This is a genomic window from Sedimenticola hydrogenitrophicus, assembly GCF_025175675.1.
In the GTDB taxonomy this organism is placed as follows: domain Bacteria; phylum Pseudomonadota; class Gammaproteobacteria; order Chromatiales; family Chromatiaceae; genus Sedimenticola; species Sedimenticola hydrogenitrophicus.
Genome location: NZ_JANIOA010000067.1, coordinates 1 through 14,966 on the forward strand (window position 1 = coordinate 1; position 14,966 = coordinate 14,966).

At 60.4% G+C, this 14,966-nt stretch carries 14 protein-coding genes; 13 read left to right on the plus strand and 1 reads right to left on the minus strand.

Annotated elements, in window-relative coordinates; genetic code table 11:
• The first annotated feature begins 470 nt into the window (after nucleotides 1–470).
• From NPX02_RS20300 to NPX02_RS20360, 13 genes are all read left to right on the plus strand, one after another.
• Nucleotides 471–2,099: a nitrite reductase gene (locus NPX02_RS20300; RefSeq protein WP_260295871.1), complete on the plus strand. Its 1,629-nt coding sequence runs from the start codon at nucleotides 471–473 to the stop codon at nucleotides 2,097–2,099.
• A 110-nt stretch (nucleotides 2,100–2,209) separates the two neighbouring features.
• Complete coding sequence (locus tag NPX02_RS20305) at nucleotides 2,210–5,035, plus strand: NapC/NirT family cytochrome c (RefSeq protein ID WP_260295872.1); 2,826 nt, start codon at nucleotides 2,210–2,212, stop codon at nucleotides 5,033–5,035.
• Nucleotides 5,036–5,213: 178 nt separating this feature from the next.
• Nucleotides 5,214–5,564, plus strand: coding sequence for a cupredoxin domain-containing protein (locus NPX02_RS20310; RefSeq protein ID WP_260295873.1), 351 nt, complete (start codon nucleotides 5,214–5,216; stop codon nucleotides 5,562–5,564).
• A gap of 274 nt (nucleotides 5,565–5,838) precedes the next feature.
• On the plus strand, nucleotides 5,839–6,162 hold the full coding sequence (locus tag NPX02_RS20315) for a c-type cytochrome (RefSeq protein WP_260295874.1): 324 nt from the start codon (nucleotides 5,839–5,841) through the stop codon (nucleotides 6,160–6,162).
• Nucleotides 6,159–7,337, plus strand: a complete 1,179-nt coding sequence (locus tag NPX02_RS20320; RefSeq protein ID WP_260295876.1) for a cytochrome D1 domain-containing protein — start codon at nucleotides 6,159–6,161, stop codon at nucleotides 7,335–7,337. The genes NPX02_RS20315 and NPX02_RS20320 overlap by 4 nt, the downstream gene beginning before the upstream one ends.
• Before the next feature lies 1 nt (nucleotide 7,338).
• Complete coding sequence (locus NPX02_RS20325; RefSeq protein ID WP_260295877.1) at nucleotides 7,339–7,863, plus strand: Lrp/AsnC family transcriptional regulator; 525 nt, start codon at nucleotides 7,339–7,341, stop codon at nucleotides 7,861–7,863.
• Complete coding sequence (ahbB, locus tag NPX02_RS20330) at nucleotides 7,854–8,330, plus strand: siroheme decarboxylase subunit beta (protein WP_260295878.1); 477 nt, start codon at nucleotides 7,854–7,856, stop codon at nucleotides 8,328–8,330. The genes NPX02_RS20325 and ahbB (NPX02_RS20330) overlap by 10 nt, the downstream gene beginning before the upstream one ends.
• Complete coding sequence (locus tag NPX02_RS20335) at nucleotides 8,327–8,782, plus strand: Lrp/AsnC family transcriptional regulator (RefSeq protein ID WP_260295880.1); 456 nt, start codon at nucleotides 8,327–8,329, stop codon at nucleotides 8,780–8,782. The genes ahbB (NPX02_RS20330) and NPX02_RS20335 overlap by 4 nt, the downstream gene beginning before the upstream one ends.
• Before the next feature lie 48 nt (nucleotides 8,783–8,830).
• A complete protein-coding gene (gene ahbB, locus NPX02_RS20340) occupies nucleotides 8,831–9,334 on the plus strand; it encodes a siroheme decarboxylase subunit beta (protein ID WP_260295881.1) in 504 nt (167 codons plus the stop codon).
• Nucleotides 9,335–9,509: 175 nt separating this feature from the next.
• Nucleotides 9,510–10,673, plus strand: coding sequence for a heme d1 biosynthesis radical SAM protein NirJ (gene nirJ / locus NPX02_RS20345; RefSeq protein WP_260295883.1), 1,164 nt, complete (start codon nucleotides 9,510–9,512; stop codon nucleotides 10,671–10,673).
• A 412-nt stretch (nucleotides 10,674–11,085) separates the two neighbouring features.
• Nucleotides 11,086–12,603 (plus strand): cytochrome D1 domain-containing protein, encoded by a 1,518-nt coding sequence (locus NPX02_RS20350; RefSeq protein WP_335342613.1) that lies wholly within the window; start codon nucleotides 11,086–11,088, stop codon nucleotides 12,601–12,603.
• A gap of 130 nt (nucleotides 12,604–12,733) precedes the next feature.
• Complete coding sequence (locus NPX02_RS20355) at nucleotides 12,734–12,928, plus strand: protein nirD (protein ID WP_260295885.1); 195 nt, start codon at nucleotides 12,734–12,736, stop codon at nucleotides 12,926–12,928.
• Nucleotides 12,929–12,971: 43 nt separating this feature from the next.
• Nucleotides 12,972–13,547, plus strand: a complete 576-nt coding sequence (locus NPX02_RS20360) for a thermonuclease family protein (RefSeq protein ID WP_260295886.1) — start codon at nucleotides 12,972–12,974, stop codon at nucleotides 13,545–13,547.
• Nucleotides 13,548–13,808: 261 nt separating this feature from the next.
• Here the strand turns inward: NPX02_RS20360 and NPX02_RS20365 are convergent, their stop codons facing one another.
• Nucleotides 13,809–14,645 (minus strand): cytochrome c, encoded by an 837-nt coding sequence (locus NPX02_RS20365; protein WP_260295887.1) that lies wholly within the window; start codon nucleotides 14,643–14,645, stop codon nucleotides 13,809–13,811.
• Nucleotides 14,646–14,966: the final 321 nt, after the last annotated feature.

Genomic DNA, 14,966 nt, shown 5'->3' on the forward strand with positions numbered 1-14,966 from the left:
GCCCCGAAACTAATGGACACGTCGCTGCACTCAATTACCCATTCGACGTAACCATGTTACGCCCGCACGGCATCAGACCAACCCAATGCCCGCCCCCGGGACAGCCTAAATGAATTGAACTTTTATTGATCCACATCAACTACAGCGCATCTCATAAAACCGGCATCCGTAACCAGAATAAAAAAACAGGTAAATATTCCCATCAGGGACAAACACTCATACCATTGTTTTTACTTATTAAATTTCTCTTGTCCACTGTGGGTACAGACAAATGTCAGACAATCTGGCAGTACCTGGCGGCCTCATCCGAGGGGCTCCACTGTCAATTGTGCCCTGGCCATTTACACGCTTTGACCAAGGTCAAAGAAGTTTGGGTCGCTATATATGATCGTAGCGCCTCGGGAATATACCGCTGCGGATATCGCGTCCGCGTTCACTCATATCAATAGCTATTGATGGGGATTTACTAGATGAAAAAAACCAACTTCAGCCTCTCTGCTCTCGGTATGGCCGTCGGTCTGGCTGTGTCAGGCGTTGCCGTAAACGTCTCCGCAGCAGAGCCCACTCTCTCCGAGGCGGACTTCGAGCAAGCCAAGACCATCTACTTCCAGCGCTGCGCCGGCTGTCACGGTACCCTGCGCAAGGGCGCCACCGGCAAGAACCTGGAACCGAAAAACACCCAGAAGCTGGGGCAGGAGCGTTTGGAAAAGATCATCACCTTCGGTACAGAAGGTGGCATGAACAACTTTGACGACATCCTCTCCAAGGATGAGATCAAACTGATGGCCTCCTACATTCAGCTGGAGCCACCGGTTCCGCCCGAGATGTCTCTGGCATTGATGAAGGAGCGCCACAAGGTATTTGTGGAACCCAAGGACTACCCCAGCAAGCCAATGCATGACCGTAACTGGGAGAACTTCTTCCTGGTCATCGAGCGTGATGTCGGCAAGATCGCGGTTATCGATGGCGACAAGAAAGAGGTGGTGGCCCATATCCCAACCGGTTATGCGGTCCACGTACTTAAGGCGGTAGAACACCACGATACCCTGAAGACCGAGAACCCCGGTCGCTTCTGGTACGTCATGGGTCGTGACGGCATGATGACTAAAGTTGACCTCTGGCAGACTCCGGAGAAGATGAAAGTCGCTCAGACCCAGGTCGCCTATGATGCACGCGATGTCGCCGTATCCGGCGATGGAAAGTATGTGATCGGTGGCGGTTACTGGCCACCCCACTTCGTTATTCTTGACGCCATGACCATGGAACCGCTGAAGGTTGTCTCCGCCCGTGGCGTGAACATTGATGGCGAATATGTCAACGAATCCCGTGTTGCCGCCGTGTACGACACCCCGATGGCACCGAGCTGGCTGGTCTCCATGAAGGAACTGGGTCAGATGTGGCAGGTTGATTACAGCGACATCGACAATCTTAAGATCACCAAGATGGACACGGCCAAATATCTGCATGACGGCTTCTATGATCCCACCGGACGTTATTTCCAGATTGCGGCCAACGCCTCCAACAAGATGGTGGTGGTTGACACCAAGACCCAGAAGCTGGAAGCGATGATCGACGTGGACAAGAAACCGCATCCGGGCCCCGGTGCCAACTGGGTTGACCCGAAGTGTGGTCCGGTCGGCGGCACCACCCACCTGGGTGTAGGCAAGGTCACCGTGTGGGGCAATGACCCGGTCGGACACAAGGACCAGGCCTGGAAGATCTGCTATGAAGTCGAGACCGACGGCGCCGGCGTGTTCATCCGCACGCATCCGAAGAGCGATTATGTATGGGCTGACCAGACAAAACATCCCGAGCCTGAGATCCAACAGTCTATCCAGGTCATCTCCAAGAAGACCCGTGAGATTGTCAAGACCATTCGTCTGACCGAGACAAAAGGCTACGCAGCCGTTCACATCGAGTTCAACAATGACGGCTCCGAGGTCTGGACTTCTGTATGGAACCGCGCAGACAGCAAGGAGCCCAACGGTGAGATCATCATCTTCGATGCCAAGACCCTTGAAGAGAAAGCACGCATCAAAGGTCTGTACGCACCGACCGGCAAGTTCAATGTCCACAATCGCGTGAATCACGTCACCTGATTGCGGATGTAGTATGAGCTAATCCAAAAGCGGGTATGGAGACGCTCCATGCCCGCTTTATTTTTACCAAACACTTCACGCTTCTCTTCTGTACCTGGAGAAATTAAAAGATGGCGGTTCAGGAATCAAAAAAACCGGGCTTGATGTCTCGCCGGATCATCCTTGGCACCACAATAGCGGGTGCCTTACTCTTCTTCATAGTCGGCATCATATTCTGGGGCGGCTTCAATACCGCCATGGAAGCCACCAACAATCTCGATTTCTGTATCAGCTGTCATGAAATGGAGGAGAACGTCTACGAGGAGTACAAGCCGACCATCCACTACTCCAACCGCACCGGCGTCCGGGCCACCTGCCCCGACTGCCACGTTCCCGACCCCTGGGTGCACAAGATGGTGCGCAAGATCCAGGCGAGTAACGAAATCTTCCACAAGCTCATGGGGACGGTGGATACCCCGGAGAAGTTTGACCAGCATCGTCTGACCATGGCCAAGCGGGTCTGGAACACGATGAAGAGTACGGACTCGCGCGAGTGCCGTAACTGTCACAACTTTGAATCCATGAATCCCGAATTCCAGCGTCCACGTGCCCGCAAGCAGCACATGAACGCCTTCGAGACCGGCCAGACCTGTATCGATTGTCACAAGGGCATCGCCCACAAACCGGTACGCGATCTGCTGACCGATGAGGAACTGGAGAAACTTGAAGCACCCAATCCGGCCTTCATACGCCCGATTCCGGAGATGTTCACCGAAGGGCTGAAGCGGGTTGAGGAAAAGGAAACAGCCGTCGCGGAAGCGGAGAAGGCAGAAAAAGAGCGTGAGCGCGAGGCCAGACTGGCGGCCAAGGAGGCCGAGAAGGCACGCATCGAGGCTGCGGTTGCCGCGGCGCTGGCCAACCAGGCCGCGGGCGGGACCGCCGCAGCCGCACCAGTGACCGGCGCCGGTATGGGTATCGACTGGAGTGACGTGCCGGCACGCATGATCACCCTGTTCTATCCCGGCGAGACCTCAATGGAGTGGGTCATGACCGGTAAGGATCACGGCGGCGCACGGCCGTTCCTGAAAGGGGGCGACCGCTGCACCACCTGCCACGACAAGGAGACCGCCGACATGGGCCGAAAGATGGTCTCCGGTGACAAGGCCGAGTCCACCCCGATCCCGGGCAAGCGCGGCAGCATCCCGGTCAACGTCCAGGCGGCACACGACGGCGCGAACCTGTTCCTGCGATTCGAGTGGGAGGATACCGGACACATCCCCGTCCCGTTTGTGGAGGGCGGCAAGATGGACCCGGCCAATCCAATGAAACTGGCGCTCATGCTGGGCACCGATGACGTCGAATTTGCCGATCGCGCCGGCTGCTGGCAGACCTGCCATCAGGATGCCCGCAGTATGCCGGACACGCCGGATGCGGGAGTCATCGCGGCCAGCGCCACGGCAAACGCCCTGGACCTGAAGGAAGGGGTGACCAAATACCTGAAAGAGAGCCGCACCGGCATCGAAGTCCAGGGCAAGCGCGGTAAAAAACGCGGCGGTTGGGACAAGCTGAAGAACGGCGATGCGGTGGCCACCGCACTGCAAGCCAACCAGTTCATGGACCTGCTGCGTTACCAATCGGGAACAGATAACACCGAGGACGGCTACATCCTGGATCAGCGTTACATGCAGGGCGGCCAGGGCTTCCAGGTGAATGCGCACAAGGAGGGCGCCAACTGGGTGGTGGAGTTGAAGCGCAAGCTGACCTCCGATCAGGCGGGCGATATCAGCCTTGAAGCCGGCAAGCTCTACAACTTCGGTTTTGCCATCCACGATGACTATAGCGATGCCCGCTTCCACCATGTCAGCCTGGGCTACAAGCTGGGCCTGGACAACGAGGCGGCCGAAGTGAATGCGGTAAAACGGGAGGCCACGGCCGTGGCGGCAGCACCGGCGAAGGCCGCCGCCCCCGCCCCCAAGCCATCCGCCGGTAGCGCGATCAATGTGGACTGGAGCAAGGCGGGCAGCCGCGACATCACCCTGTTCTATCCGGGCGAGACCTCGATGGAATGGGTCATGACCGGCAAGGATCACGGTGGGGCGCGCCCTTTCCTGAAAGGCGGCGACCGTTGCACCACCTGCCATGACAAGGAGACCGCCGACATGGGTGAGAAGATGGTCTCCGGCGCCAAGGCCGAGTCCACTCCAATCCCCGGCAAACGCGGCAGCATCCCGGTGACCGTGGAATCGACCCATGACGATGAGAACCTCTATCTGCGGTTTACCTGGCCGGAGGGCGGGCATGCACCGGTACCCTTCGTCGAGGGCGGCAAGATGGATCCGGAAAACCCGATCAAGCTGGCGCTGATGTTCTCCACCGACGACGTGGAGTTCGCGGACCGGGCGGGGTGCTGGCAGACCTGTCATCAGGACGCGAAAAGCATGCCGGACACGCCCGACGCCGCCACGGTGGCAGGCAGTGACGCGGCGAAGTTGCTTGATCTCAAAACCGGCGTTACCAAATACCTCAAGGAGAGCCGCACCGGTATCGAAATCCAGGGCAAACGGGGCAAGAAACGGGGTGGCTGGGACAAGCTGAAATCGGCCGACGAAGTCAAGGCCGCGATGGAAGCCCACCAGTTCATGGATATCCTGCGCTTCAAATCGGGCACCGGGGAGACCGAAGACGGTTATATCCTGGAGCAGCGTTTCATGTCCGGCGGCCAGGGGTTCCAGGCCAACGCCAGCCAGGAGGCGGGTAACTGGGTGGTCACCCTGAAACGGAAACTGACATCGAACCAGGCGGGCGACATCAGTCTGGATACCGGCAAGGTCTATAACTTCGGCTTTGCCATCCATGATGACTTCAGCAACGCCCGTTTCCACCATGTCAGCCTGGGCTACAAACTCGGCTTCGACAACGCGGCGGACGGCGTGGAGATCAATGCCATCAAGCAGTGATCAATCCTAGTTCATAACCGCAGTATCCCTGACGCGCCACTCCCCGGAGTGGCGCGTTTCACCGTCCAGGGATGGACTTATGCCGCGAAGGCAAACTAAACAGCGCCCCCCGAAATTCTCAGATCTGTTCTAGTATTGGCCTTATAGGGATAACAACACCACGCACCGGGAAAGAGCCATGGCTTACGCATACCTGAAAACGAATCGGATAACATCCGGCCTGATAGTCGCCTGGTTGCTGGCAACCAGCCTGTCCGCTCATGCCGGCGAAATGCCAACGGCGGAAGTCGAGATCCTCAAGTACCAGTTCATTCCGCAGGAGATCACCATCCCGGCCGGCACCACCTTGCGCTGGAGCAACAATGAGAAGCGGCAGTATCACAGCGTCTGGTTTGAACAGGCGGGGGACCCCGAACCCGGCTACTTCTTCCCGGGCGAGTCCTATGAGCGTACTTTTGACACACCAGGGGTCTATCCCTACCACTGTGGACCCCATCCGGAGATGACCGGCACGGTGCGGGTGGAGTAAGCCGCTCTCGTCACGTCTGCCAGCACGAAACGCGCAACGCTGCCCTGTGGCCGATGCCCGATCGCTGCCGGCAACAAGGCAAAAAACAGTCGAATCGTCTAAGTCATTGAATTAGCTACCGATGATATTTGACAGAGGTCAATGCCTGCCCCACTTCACTCCTGCTACATTGCCTATCCAGTGAGGTCGGGTGGCGCCTCATCTGCTTCGTCAACAAGACGATTCAGGCGCTGAAATCGCCATTGTCGCCGCTGCCAACAGACAGAGAGCCTGGATGCCAAAAATCATCGCTGTCATGACCGCCTTGCTGATTGCCGGAATTGGCTCCGCCATGTCTGCTGAAATCCCTTCCCAGCGCCAAAGCGAGTTGCTCTACCTGCTGAAACACGATTGCGGCTCCTGCCACGGCATGCGTCTGGAAGGTGGCCTGGGACCGGCCCTGACCGCGCGACGGCTGGCGCCCTACGGGGTTGAATTTCTCGCCCTGACGATTATTCAGGGCCGGCCGGGAACTCCCATGCCGCCCTGGCGCCCGTTTATTTCCGAACCCGAGGCCCAGTGGCTGGCCCAGCAACTCAAACAGGGAATCCGTCCATGAGGTTGATGCGTTATCTGCTCTCCGCCCTGCTGCTCTATTCGGGTCAGGCATCCGCCGAATGCCTGACCCGCGGCACCGGGGATATGGGGATCGTGATCGAGCGGGCCGCCGGCAGCGTGCAGGTGGTCGATCGCCGGGCACATAGGGCCCTGTTCCGCATCGAAGGACTCGGGGATCTCTCCCACGCCTCGGCCGTCTACTCGCCGGATGAGCGCTACGCCTACATCTTCGGCCGCGACGGCGGGCTCACCCGCATCGACATTCTGTGCGGTACCATCACCCATCGCGTCGTCCAGGGGGGCAACAGTATTGGCGGTGCCATCTCCCAGGATGGCAACCTGATTGCCGTCTCCAACTACGAACCGGGCGGGGTGAAGGTCTTCGCCGCCAGCGATCTGCGCCTGATCGCCGATATCCCGGCCACCCCGGTCAACAGCGAGAAGCGATCCAAGACGGTCGGTCTGGTCGACGCCGGGGAGCAGCGTTTCGTATACAGTCTCTACGACACCGGCGAGACCTGGATCCTGGACATGAGCGACCCGGCCAACCCGGTCATCCAGAAGCATGAGAAGATCGGACAACTCCCCTACGATGCCCTGATCACCCGGGACGGCCGTTATTACATCGCCGGCCTGTTCGGCCAGGACGGCCTTGCCCTGCTGGACCTGTGGCACCCGGAGCGGGGAACCCGGCTGATCCTTGAGGATTACGGCAAGGGCGAGCAGAAGCTGCCGGTCTACAAGATGCCGCACCTCGAGGGCTGGGCGATGGCCGGCAACCGCGCCTTCCTGCCCGGCGTCGGCCACCACCAGGTGCTGGTGGTGGAGCGCGGAGAGTGGAACACGCTGGCAAAAATCCCGGTCTACGGCCAGCCGGTATTCGTCATGGCGCGCCCGGACGGCCGGCAGATCTGGGTCAATTTCGCCTTCCCGGACAACGACACCATCCAGGTGATCGACACCGAGACACTCAAGGTGGTCAAGACCCTAAAACCCGGGAAGGGGGCCCTGCACATGGAGTTTGCACCGCGCGGCGAAGAGGTGTGGATCTCGATCCGGGACAAGGACGAGGTCCAGGTGTACGACACCCGGAAGCTGCAGCTGACCCACACCCTGCCGGTAGCCAAGCCCAGCGGTATCTTTTTCACGGCACGCGCCCACACCACAGGACTCTGACATGGCGACTCCGGCACCCCTCATCAAACAGGCCATCAAGCGGACCCGGCGGGCGAATTCCGACGGCCATCCGATCGCCTTGAACGACCTGGAAAAGCGTTTGCTGAACGAGTACCAGAAGGGTCTCCCCCTCTCGCCCACCCCGTTCGCGGACATCGCCCGGCGGCTGGGAACCAGCGAAGCCCTGGTACTGAAGATCCTCGATCGCCTGCAGCAGCTGGGCGTGATCAGCCGGGTCGGCCCGGTGTTCAAGCCGAAGCAGGTCGGCGCCAGCACCCTGGCGGCCATGGCGGTACCGGAGGCGCTGCTGGCGGCTGTGGCCGACCGGATCAGCGCCTATCCCGAGGTGAATCACAATTACGAGCGCGAGGACAGCTACAACCTCTGGTTCGTCGTCACCGCCCCCAGTCAGCAGCGCCTGGAGCAGGTGCTGGCGGAGATGGAGCGTCAGACCGGCTATCCGATCCTCTACCTGCCGCTGCAGAAACAGTTCCACATCGACCTGGGGTTCCCGCTATGGTGCTGAACGAACAGGACTACCGGCTGATCGCCGAGATCCAGGGCGGCCTGCCGCTCTCCAGCCACCCCTACGCCGAGATCGGCGAACGCATCGGGCTGGACGAGGAGACGGTGATCGGGCGTATCGAGGCGATGCTGGAGGGCGGCGTCATCAAGCGCCTCGGCATCGTGGTGCGACACCATGAGCTGGGCTACACCGCCAATGCCATGGTGGTGTGGGATGTACCGGACGAGCGGCTGGACGAGGTGGGCGAAAAGCTGGGGGCCCTGGACTGCATCACCCTCTGCTACCAGCGTCCGCGCCGCCTGCCCGACTGGCCCTACAACCTGTTCTGCATGATCCACGGCCGGGAACGCGACAAGGTACTCGGCTATATCGACCGGCTGACCGGCAGTGAAGGACTGGCGGGGATCCCGCATAAGGTGCTGTTCAGCGGCCGCCGCTTCAAACAGCGCGGGGCCCGCTATCAATGAGCCCGGAGCTGGACGCCATCGACCGCGCCATCCTAAATCGCTACCAGGGGGGCTTTCCCATCTGCGAACGCCCTTACCAGGTGGCCGCGCGGGAGCTTGGCATCTCCGAGGAGGAGCTGATCCGGCGCCTGCAGGGCATGTTGGAGCATAAGCAGCTGTCCCGCTTCGGTCCCATGTACCACGCCGAGCGCCTGGGAGGAGGACTGAGCCTGTGTGCCATGCGCATTCCCGCGGAGCAGTTCGAGCGGGTGGCCGAGCAGGTCAATGCCTTTCCGGAGGTGGCCCACAACTATGCCCGGGACCACGCCTTCAACATGTGGTTCGTATTGGCCACCGAGACCCCCGAACGCATTGGCGCGGTGCTGCAGGAGATCAAACAGCGTACCGGCTTCCGGGTCTACAACATGCCCAAGCAGCGGGAGTTCTTCATCGGGCTGAAGTTCGAGGTTTAACGCCCTTTAGCCCTCAACCTGCCACTGGCAACAGAGCATTTAATCTCCATGACTGAAGCACAAGCAACCACCCTGGACGAGCTGGACCGTCGCATCATCCTGGCCACCCAGTCCGGACTACCACTGGTGGCGGAGCCCTATGCCGCCATTGCCGCCCAGGTGGAGAGCAGCAGCGAAGAGGTGATGCGGCGCTTCCGGCGCATGCTGGAGAACGGTATCATCCGGCGTATCGGCGCCGTGCCCAACCACTACACCCTCGGCTTCCGGGGCAACGGCATGACCGTGTGGGACATACCGGACGACAAGATCGGCCACTACGGCGAGCTGATCGGCAATCTCGATTTCGTCAGCCACGCCTACCAGCGCCCGCGCCACCAGCCGGAGTGGAACTACAACCTGTTCGCCATGGTGCACGGCCGGGACCGGCAGGAGGTCGAGCAGAAAGTCGAGAAGATCGCCCAGCTGCTGGGTGAAGACAACCGCGGCCACGAGATCCTCTACAGCTCCCGCATACTCAAGAAGACCGGCTTGCGCCTGGTCTCCGACAAATAAGGGCCTGGAAAGAAATAACGGTTACAGATTGCGCAGGATTTTCGTTTGCCTTCAAGGCACGGCAAGGCGCGCATAATCGTTCTATGTAAGTCTTACCGTAACGCAGAAGGCGGACGATAAAGACCAGCAAGATGTGACCGTTATTTATTGACAGGCCCTAACATTCAGGTACGCCATGTTTCGCATCACACAGTTCATGCACGAGGTTCTCGACCCCAAGCCCCTGGGGCTGAAACGCAATCCGCCCGGCCCGGTGGTGATCTGGAACCTGATCCGGCGCTGTAATCTCACCTGCAAGCACTGCTACGCCATCTCGGCCGACAAGGATTTCCCCAACGAGCTGAGCACCGCCCAGGTATTCGAGGTGATGGACGACCTGAAACAGTTCCGCGTGCCGGTGCTGATTCTTTCCGGCGGCGAGCCGCTGATGCGCCCGGATATTTATGAAATCGCCCACCGCGCCAAGGCGATGGGCTTCTACACCGCCCTCTCCACCAACGGCACCCTGATCGACGAAGGCAATATCGACCGCATCGCCGAGGTAGGCTTCGATTATCTGGGCATCAGCATTGATGGCATCGAACAGACCCATGACAAGTTCCGTCGCAAGCAGGGTTCCTACCAGGCTTCCATGCACGGCCTGCGCCTGTGCCGCGACCGCGACATCAAGGTCGGGCTGCGCTTTACCATGACCCAGGACAACGCCGCCGAGTTGCCGCAACTGCTGGAGCTGATGGACGCGGAGCGTATCGACAAGTTCTATTTTTCCCATCTCAACTACGCCGGGCGCGGCAACAAGAACCGCGAGACCGATGTGTTTCTGCAGACCACCCGCTGGGCCATGGAGCTGCTGTTCGAGCGCGCCCTGGCCGATATCCAGGCGGGCAAGCGGACCGAGTTCGTCACCGGCAACAACGATGCCGACGGGGTGTTCCTGCTGCACTGGGTGGCGCGCCACTACCCGCAGCAGGCCGCCCATATCCGCGCCAAACTGCGCCAGTGGGGCGGCAACAGCTCCGGGGTCAACATCTCCAACATCGACAACCAGGGTAATGTGCATCCCGATACCATGTGGTGGCACTACAACCTGGGCAACGTCAAGGAACGGCCCTTCTCGGAGATCTGGCAGGACACCTCCGACCCGATCATGGCGGGACTCAAGGCCTCACCGCGCCGGGTAGGCGGACGCTGCGGGCAGTGTGCCTACTTCGACATCTGCGGCGGCAACACCCGGGTGCGCGCCCTGCAGCTCAGCAACGATCCCTGGGCCGAGGACCCCGCCTGTTACCTGAGCGATGAGGAGATCGGCCTCAACCGGCCGGCCGCTGCCGAACAATGAAGGTAACTACGCATAGGGTGATTGGCCCGCGTTGCCGGCCTCACACGATGGCTTGTATCCTCGAATCCGGCCCCATTTTCAGCGCCTGCCCAAACTCGCTTCGCTCAAACAAGGGCAGGCTTGAATCTGAAAAGGGGGCCGGATTCGAGGCGCCATCAAGATCGGCCAACAAGGCAGACCAATCACTTACAGATCGGTTGAGTAGTTACCAATGAAGCGTCTATTTTTCACTACGCTGGCATTAAGGGCTTGCGAAAGAATAAGATCCTGTATTCAGCCGCCCCTGGACCACGCCGACGGCGTTACGCTTTTTGGCAAGGGAACAGCCATTACCTGCAAAGTGTGCCTTGCCGGCATGGCCCAGGGACGCCCTCTGTACTACGGAATTATTCTTTCGCTAGCCCTAAGCCTGTTGACCACCCCCCTGATTGCCGCCCCGACACAAGCCGATACCGCGGCCCTGTACAAACAGCATTGTGTCGAGTGCCACGGCGAAGACCGGCTGGGTCTCATGGGACCGGCACTGCTGCCGCAGAACCTGAAACGGCTGCGCCAGAAAGACGCCTTCAAGGTGATACAGAACGGCCGGGTGGCCACCCAGATGCCGGCCTTCAGGGACAAGCTGCAGCCGGAGCAGATTCAATCCCTGGTGGAGCTGGTCTATACGCCGCTGGATCAGCTACCGGTCTGGGGCATGGCGCAGATCAAGGCGAGCCAGCAGGTCTATCATCCGCCCGGCACGCTGCCCGACCAGCCGCTGTTCGAGGCCGACATCGAAAACCTGTTCATGGTGGTGGAGCTGGGGGATCACCACGCCACGCTGCTCAATGGCGACACCTTCGAGCCGATCCACCGCCTGCCCACCCGCTTCGCCCTGCACGGCGGTCCCAAGTGGGCCGAGGGCGGGCGCTACATCTATTTCGCCTCGCGCGACGGCTGGATCAGCAAGTTCGACGTCTTCAACCTGACCTACGTGGCCGAGGTGCGCGCCGGCATCAACAGCCGCAACCTGGCGGTCTCCCATGACGGCCGCTACGTGATCGTCGCCAACTACCTGCCCCACTCCCTCACCGTGCTGGACGCCCGCGACCTGTCGCCGATCAAGGTGATCGAGGCGAAGGACGATAACGGCGTCAGCTCCCGGGTCAGCGCCGTCTACACCGCCGATCCACGCAACAGCTTCGTCGCCGCCCTCAAGGACATCCCCGAGGTGTGGGAGATCAGTTACCTGGACGAGCCGCCGGCCGGCTTCTCCGGCTGGGTGCACGACTACAACCAGGAGTCGGGCGATGCCCACAAGGAGCAACCTTTCGCCGTGCGCCGGATCCCGGTCAAGGATTACCTCGACGACTTCTTCATGACCCAGGCCTACGACCAGATCATCGGCACTACCCGCAACGGCTCCGGACAGGTGGTGGACCTGGACCTGAGACGGGCGGTGGCCAACGTCGCCCTGCCCGGCATGCCCCACCTCAGCTCGGGCATTACCTGGAACTACCAGGGGCGCACCGTGCTCGCTACGCCGAACATCAAGGAGGGCCAGGTGTCTATCATCGACACCAGGAACTGGGAGGTGATCAAGCAGATCAAGACCGACGGTCCCGGTTTCTTCATGCGCAGCCACGAGCAGAGCCCCTACGCCTGGGTGGATGTCTTTTTCGGCCCCAACAAGGACCGGATGCACGTGATCGACAAGCAGACCCTGGAGATCGTCAAGACCCTGATACCGGCGCCGGGAAAGACCTCGGCCCATGTCGAGTTCACCCGCGACGGCCGCTACGCCTTGGTCAGCATCTGGGATGACGACGGTGCGCTGGTGATCTACGATGCCCATACGCTGGAGGAGATCAAGCGGCTGCCGATGAAGAAACCCTCCGGCAAGTACAACGTGCACAACAAGCTGACCCGCTCGGCGGGCACCAGCCATTAGGAAAACAGACTCCGATGGTATCTACTCACTGGGTGATTGGCCTGCCTTGCCGGCCTCACACGATGGCTGGATCAAGCTCGGCCAACAAGGCAGACCTATCACTTACAGACCAGGTGAGTAGTTACCCCCGATGAGCGATACACAGGTCAACTGCCTCTACTGCGGCAAGAAAATCGCCAACGACGTGGCCGAATGCCCGCACTGCGGCGCCGTCTCGCACTTCCAGACCCGGGGCTACCGATCCGGGGCCCGCTTGCGGTTTATCCTGTTCTGGATCGGGGTGGCGGTGTTCACGCTGTTCTTCGCCTTCTGGTTACCGCGCTAGCCGGCCGGTGGTTTGCCCCTACAACCGTCAGGAAATGCATTTCATGAACAAGAACATACTGTTGTTGGCCGGACTGATCGCCTGCAGTCCCGCCGCCCTGGGTCAGGAAGGGACCCAAGAGGGCAACCGTTACCCACTGGTGGCGGTGGAGGATGGAGATACCGTCACCATCCGCGTCGCCGGGGAGGTCAAGCGGTTACAGCTCGCCGGTATCGACGCGCCGGAGGATCAGCCCAACCCGAAACTGACCAGGGACCTGGGGCGCACCGGACTCGACGCCGAGACCCTGCTGGCGCTGGGCCGCGCCGCCACGGCGCACCTGCGGCAACTGGCACGGCCGGGCGATAGCCTGACCGTGGTGGGCGATCTGGGCGCCAGCGACCGCTATGGCCGCACACCGGCGGTCATCTATACGGGCAAAGACTCCCTGAACGCGGCCATGGTGGCGGACGGCTATGCCGTGGTGCTGTCGCGCGCATCGCTTCCCGATGAGCTCAAAACCGAACTCACCTCACTTGAACAACGGGCGCGGGACGGCAAACAGGGTCTCTGGGGTGCACAGGGCGAGGTCACGCGGCTATGGAGCGGCCAGCCGGCAAAGAGTATTAGCCGCGAATGAACGCAAATAAACCCGAATAAGGGTAATTGCGCAATTAACTTTACGCACAATCCGTAGGATGCTGGTGAGCTTGCGAACCGCATCGACCGCGCCATGTCTAGGGGCCTGTCGGGTTTATCCGTTTGAAGCGAAAATCACTGGGGGCGAATCAAACCAGTTTATCGAACGAGGCGAATAGTGGACCTATTTAACGAGTTCGATAAGCTGAGTTGATCGCCATCCAGGGATTTGCAGCCAAACAGCGTTAAACCCGACAGGCTCCTAGGGCAACAATCTGTCCCGCATATCGTAGGGTGTGCGGTGCACCGCATGACAGCGGGCGCAGGCGTAGACCGCCGCGCTGCCCAGCGAGCGACCCGCCAGTTTTTTGTCCCCCTGTTTCAGACCCCGCTCCAGATCCTGCAACGCCTCGTTGGTGAGCTTGCCCAAATAACGTTCCCGGGAGGCCGGATCCTTATGGCAGTCCGCACAGCTGGTACCCAGATCATCCAGCCGGTGGCGCAGTTGCTGCAGTGAGGCAAGGGCAAGTTGCTCCCGGTTGTCATCGGTGGCGATCTTGATCCGGTTGACCAGGGTCGAGAGCTCCTCCATCGCTTCCGCATAAGGGACAGTCGGACCTCCCGGCGATTTTTTGATCTGGATTTTGCCGAAGTCCGGAGTCCGGTAGAGCAGCGCCGTCACCGCCCGATACTCCCGGTGGCAGGATTTGCAGCCCTGCCCGAGCTTGCGCAGGGCCAGCGCCACCGCCTCCCGGTCACCCGCCTGCGCCGCCGACCGCAGACGTTCGAGCCACTGATAATCCAGTTCGTCCCGCCACTCGGGGACCATCTCGGCGATCTTCAGATAGTGTTCGGAGAAGCGTTCGGTCCACTGGCGGGCGAGCGCCGGCTCGTCCGCCGCCGCATATTCGGCCACGGCCTGCATCTCACGCCGCAGACTGAACATGGTGTGCAGCCAGACCTGGCGCTCGTTGTGCGGTTTGTACCACTGGGCGATGCTGGCCGGCGGCAGCGGCAACCACTTCTCTGTCGCCCCCGCGCTGCCGGCGAGTAACGCGATAAACACTACGGCCAACCAGATACCACGCTTGCTCACCATCTGCTCACCATCTCAATATCCGTCGGAATAGCCCTTTACTATACCCCATCCCGTGCGCTTTCGAGCGTCCGCCAACCGGGCTCGCGGCGATCCGGCCAAGGGCGATTTCTCTGCGCTTAAAAGGGATTAGTCGACAAAAATAGTCGGATATTTTTCCTACTTGATTAAGGTCAATGCCCTACCATGCCGCTTTGTCTTTTAATCCGCCCTGCTTATTCGCACCGCATAGGAGTTACCCTAATGGCCCAGGCCTTCACAAAAACCATGGCGCGGAACATCTTTTATGGTGGAACCGCGTTTTTCTTCCTCCTTTTCCTGGCA

Bases quoted from the DNA above. Each gene is read 5' to 3' on its own strand.
- NPX02_RS20310 (WP_260295873.1), top strand. From the start codon at position 5,214: ATGGCTTACGCATACCTGAAAACGAATCGGATAACATCCGGCCTGATA.
- NPX02_RS20335 (WP_260295880.1), top strand. From the start codon at position 8,327: ATGAGCCCGGAGCTGGACGCCATCGACCGCGCCATCCTAAATCGCTAC.
- ahbB (WP_260295878.1), top strand. From the start codon at position 7,854: ATGGTGCTGAACGAACAGGACTACCGGCTGATCGCCGAGATCCAGGGC.
- NPX02_RS20325 (WP_260295877.1), top strand. From the start codon at position 7,339: ATGGCGACTCCGGCACCCCTCATCAAACAGGCCATCAAGCGGACCCGG.
- NPX02_RS20360 (WP_260295886.1), top strand. From the start codon at position 12,972: ATGAACAAGAACATACTGTTGTTGGCCGGACTGATCGCCTGCAGTCCC.
- ahbB (WP_260295881.1), top strand. From the start codon at position 8,831: ATGACTGAAGCACAAGCAACCACCCTGGACGAGCTGGACCGTCGCATC.
- NPX02_RS20305 (WP_260295872.1), top strand. From the start codon at position 2,210: ATGGCGGTTCAGGAATCAAAAAAACCGGGCTTGATGTCTCGCCGGATC.
- nirJ (WP_260295883.1), top strand. From the start codon at position 9,510: ATGTTTCGCATCACACAGTTCATGCACGAGGTTCTCGACCCCAAGCCC.
- NPX02_RS20355 (WP_260295885.1), top strand. From the start codon at position 12,734: ATGAGCGATACACAGGTCAACTGCCTCTACTGCGGCAAGAAAATCGCC.
- NPX02_RS20320 (WP_260295876.1), top strand. From the start codon at position 6,159: ATGAGGTTGATGCGTTATCTGCTCTCCGCCCTGCTGCTCTATTCGGGT.
- NPX02_RS20315 (WP_260295874.1), top strand. From the start codon at position 5,839: ATGCCAAAAATCATCGCTGTCATGACCGCCTTGCTGATTGCCGGAATT.
- NPX02_RS20300 (WP_260295871.1), top strand. From the start codon at position 471: ATGAAAAAAACCAACTTCAGCCTCTCTGCTCTCGGTATGGCCGTCGGT.
- NPX02_RS20365 (WP_260295887.1), bottom strand. From the start codon at position 14,645: ATGGTGAGCAAGCGTGGTATCTGGTTGGCCGTAGTGTTTATCGCGTTA.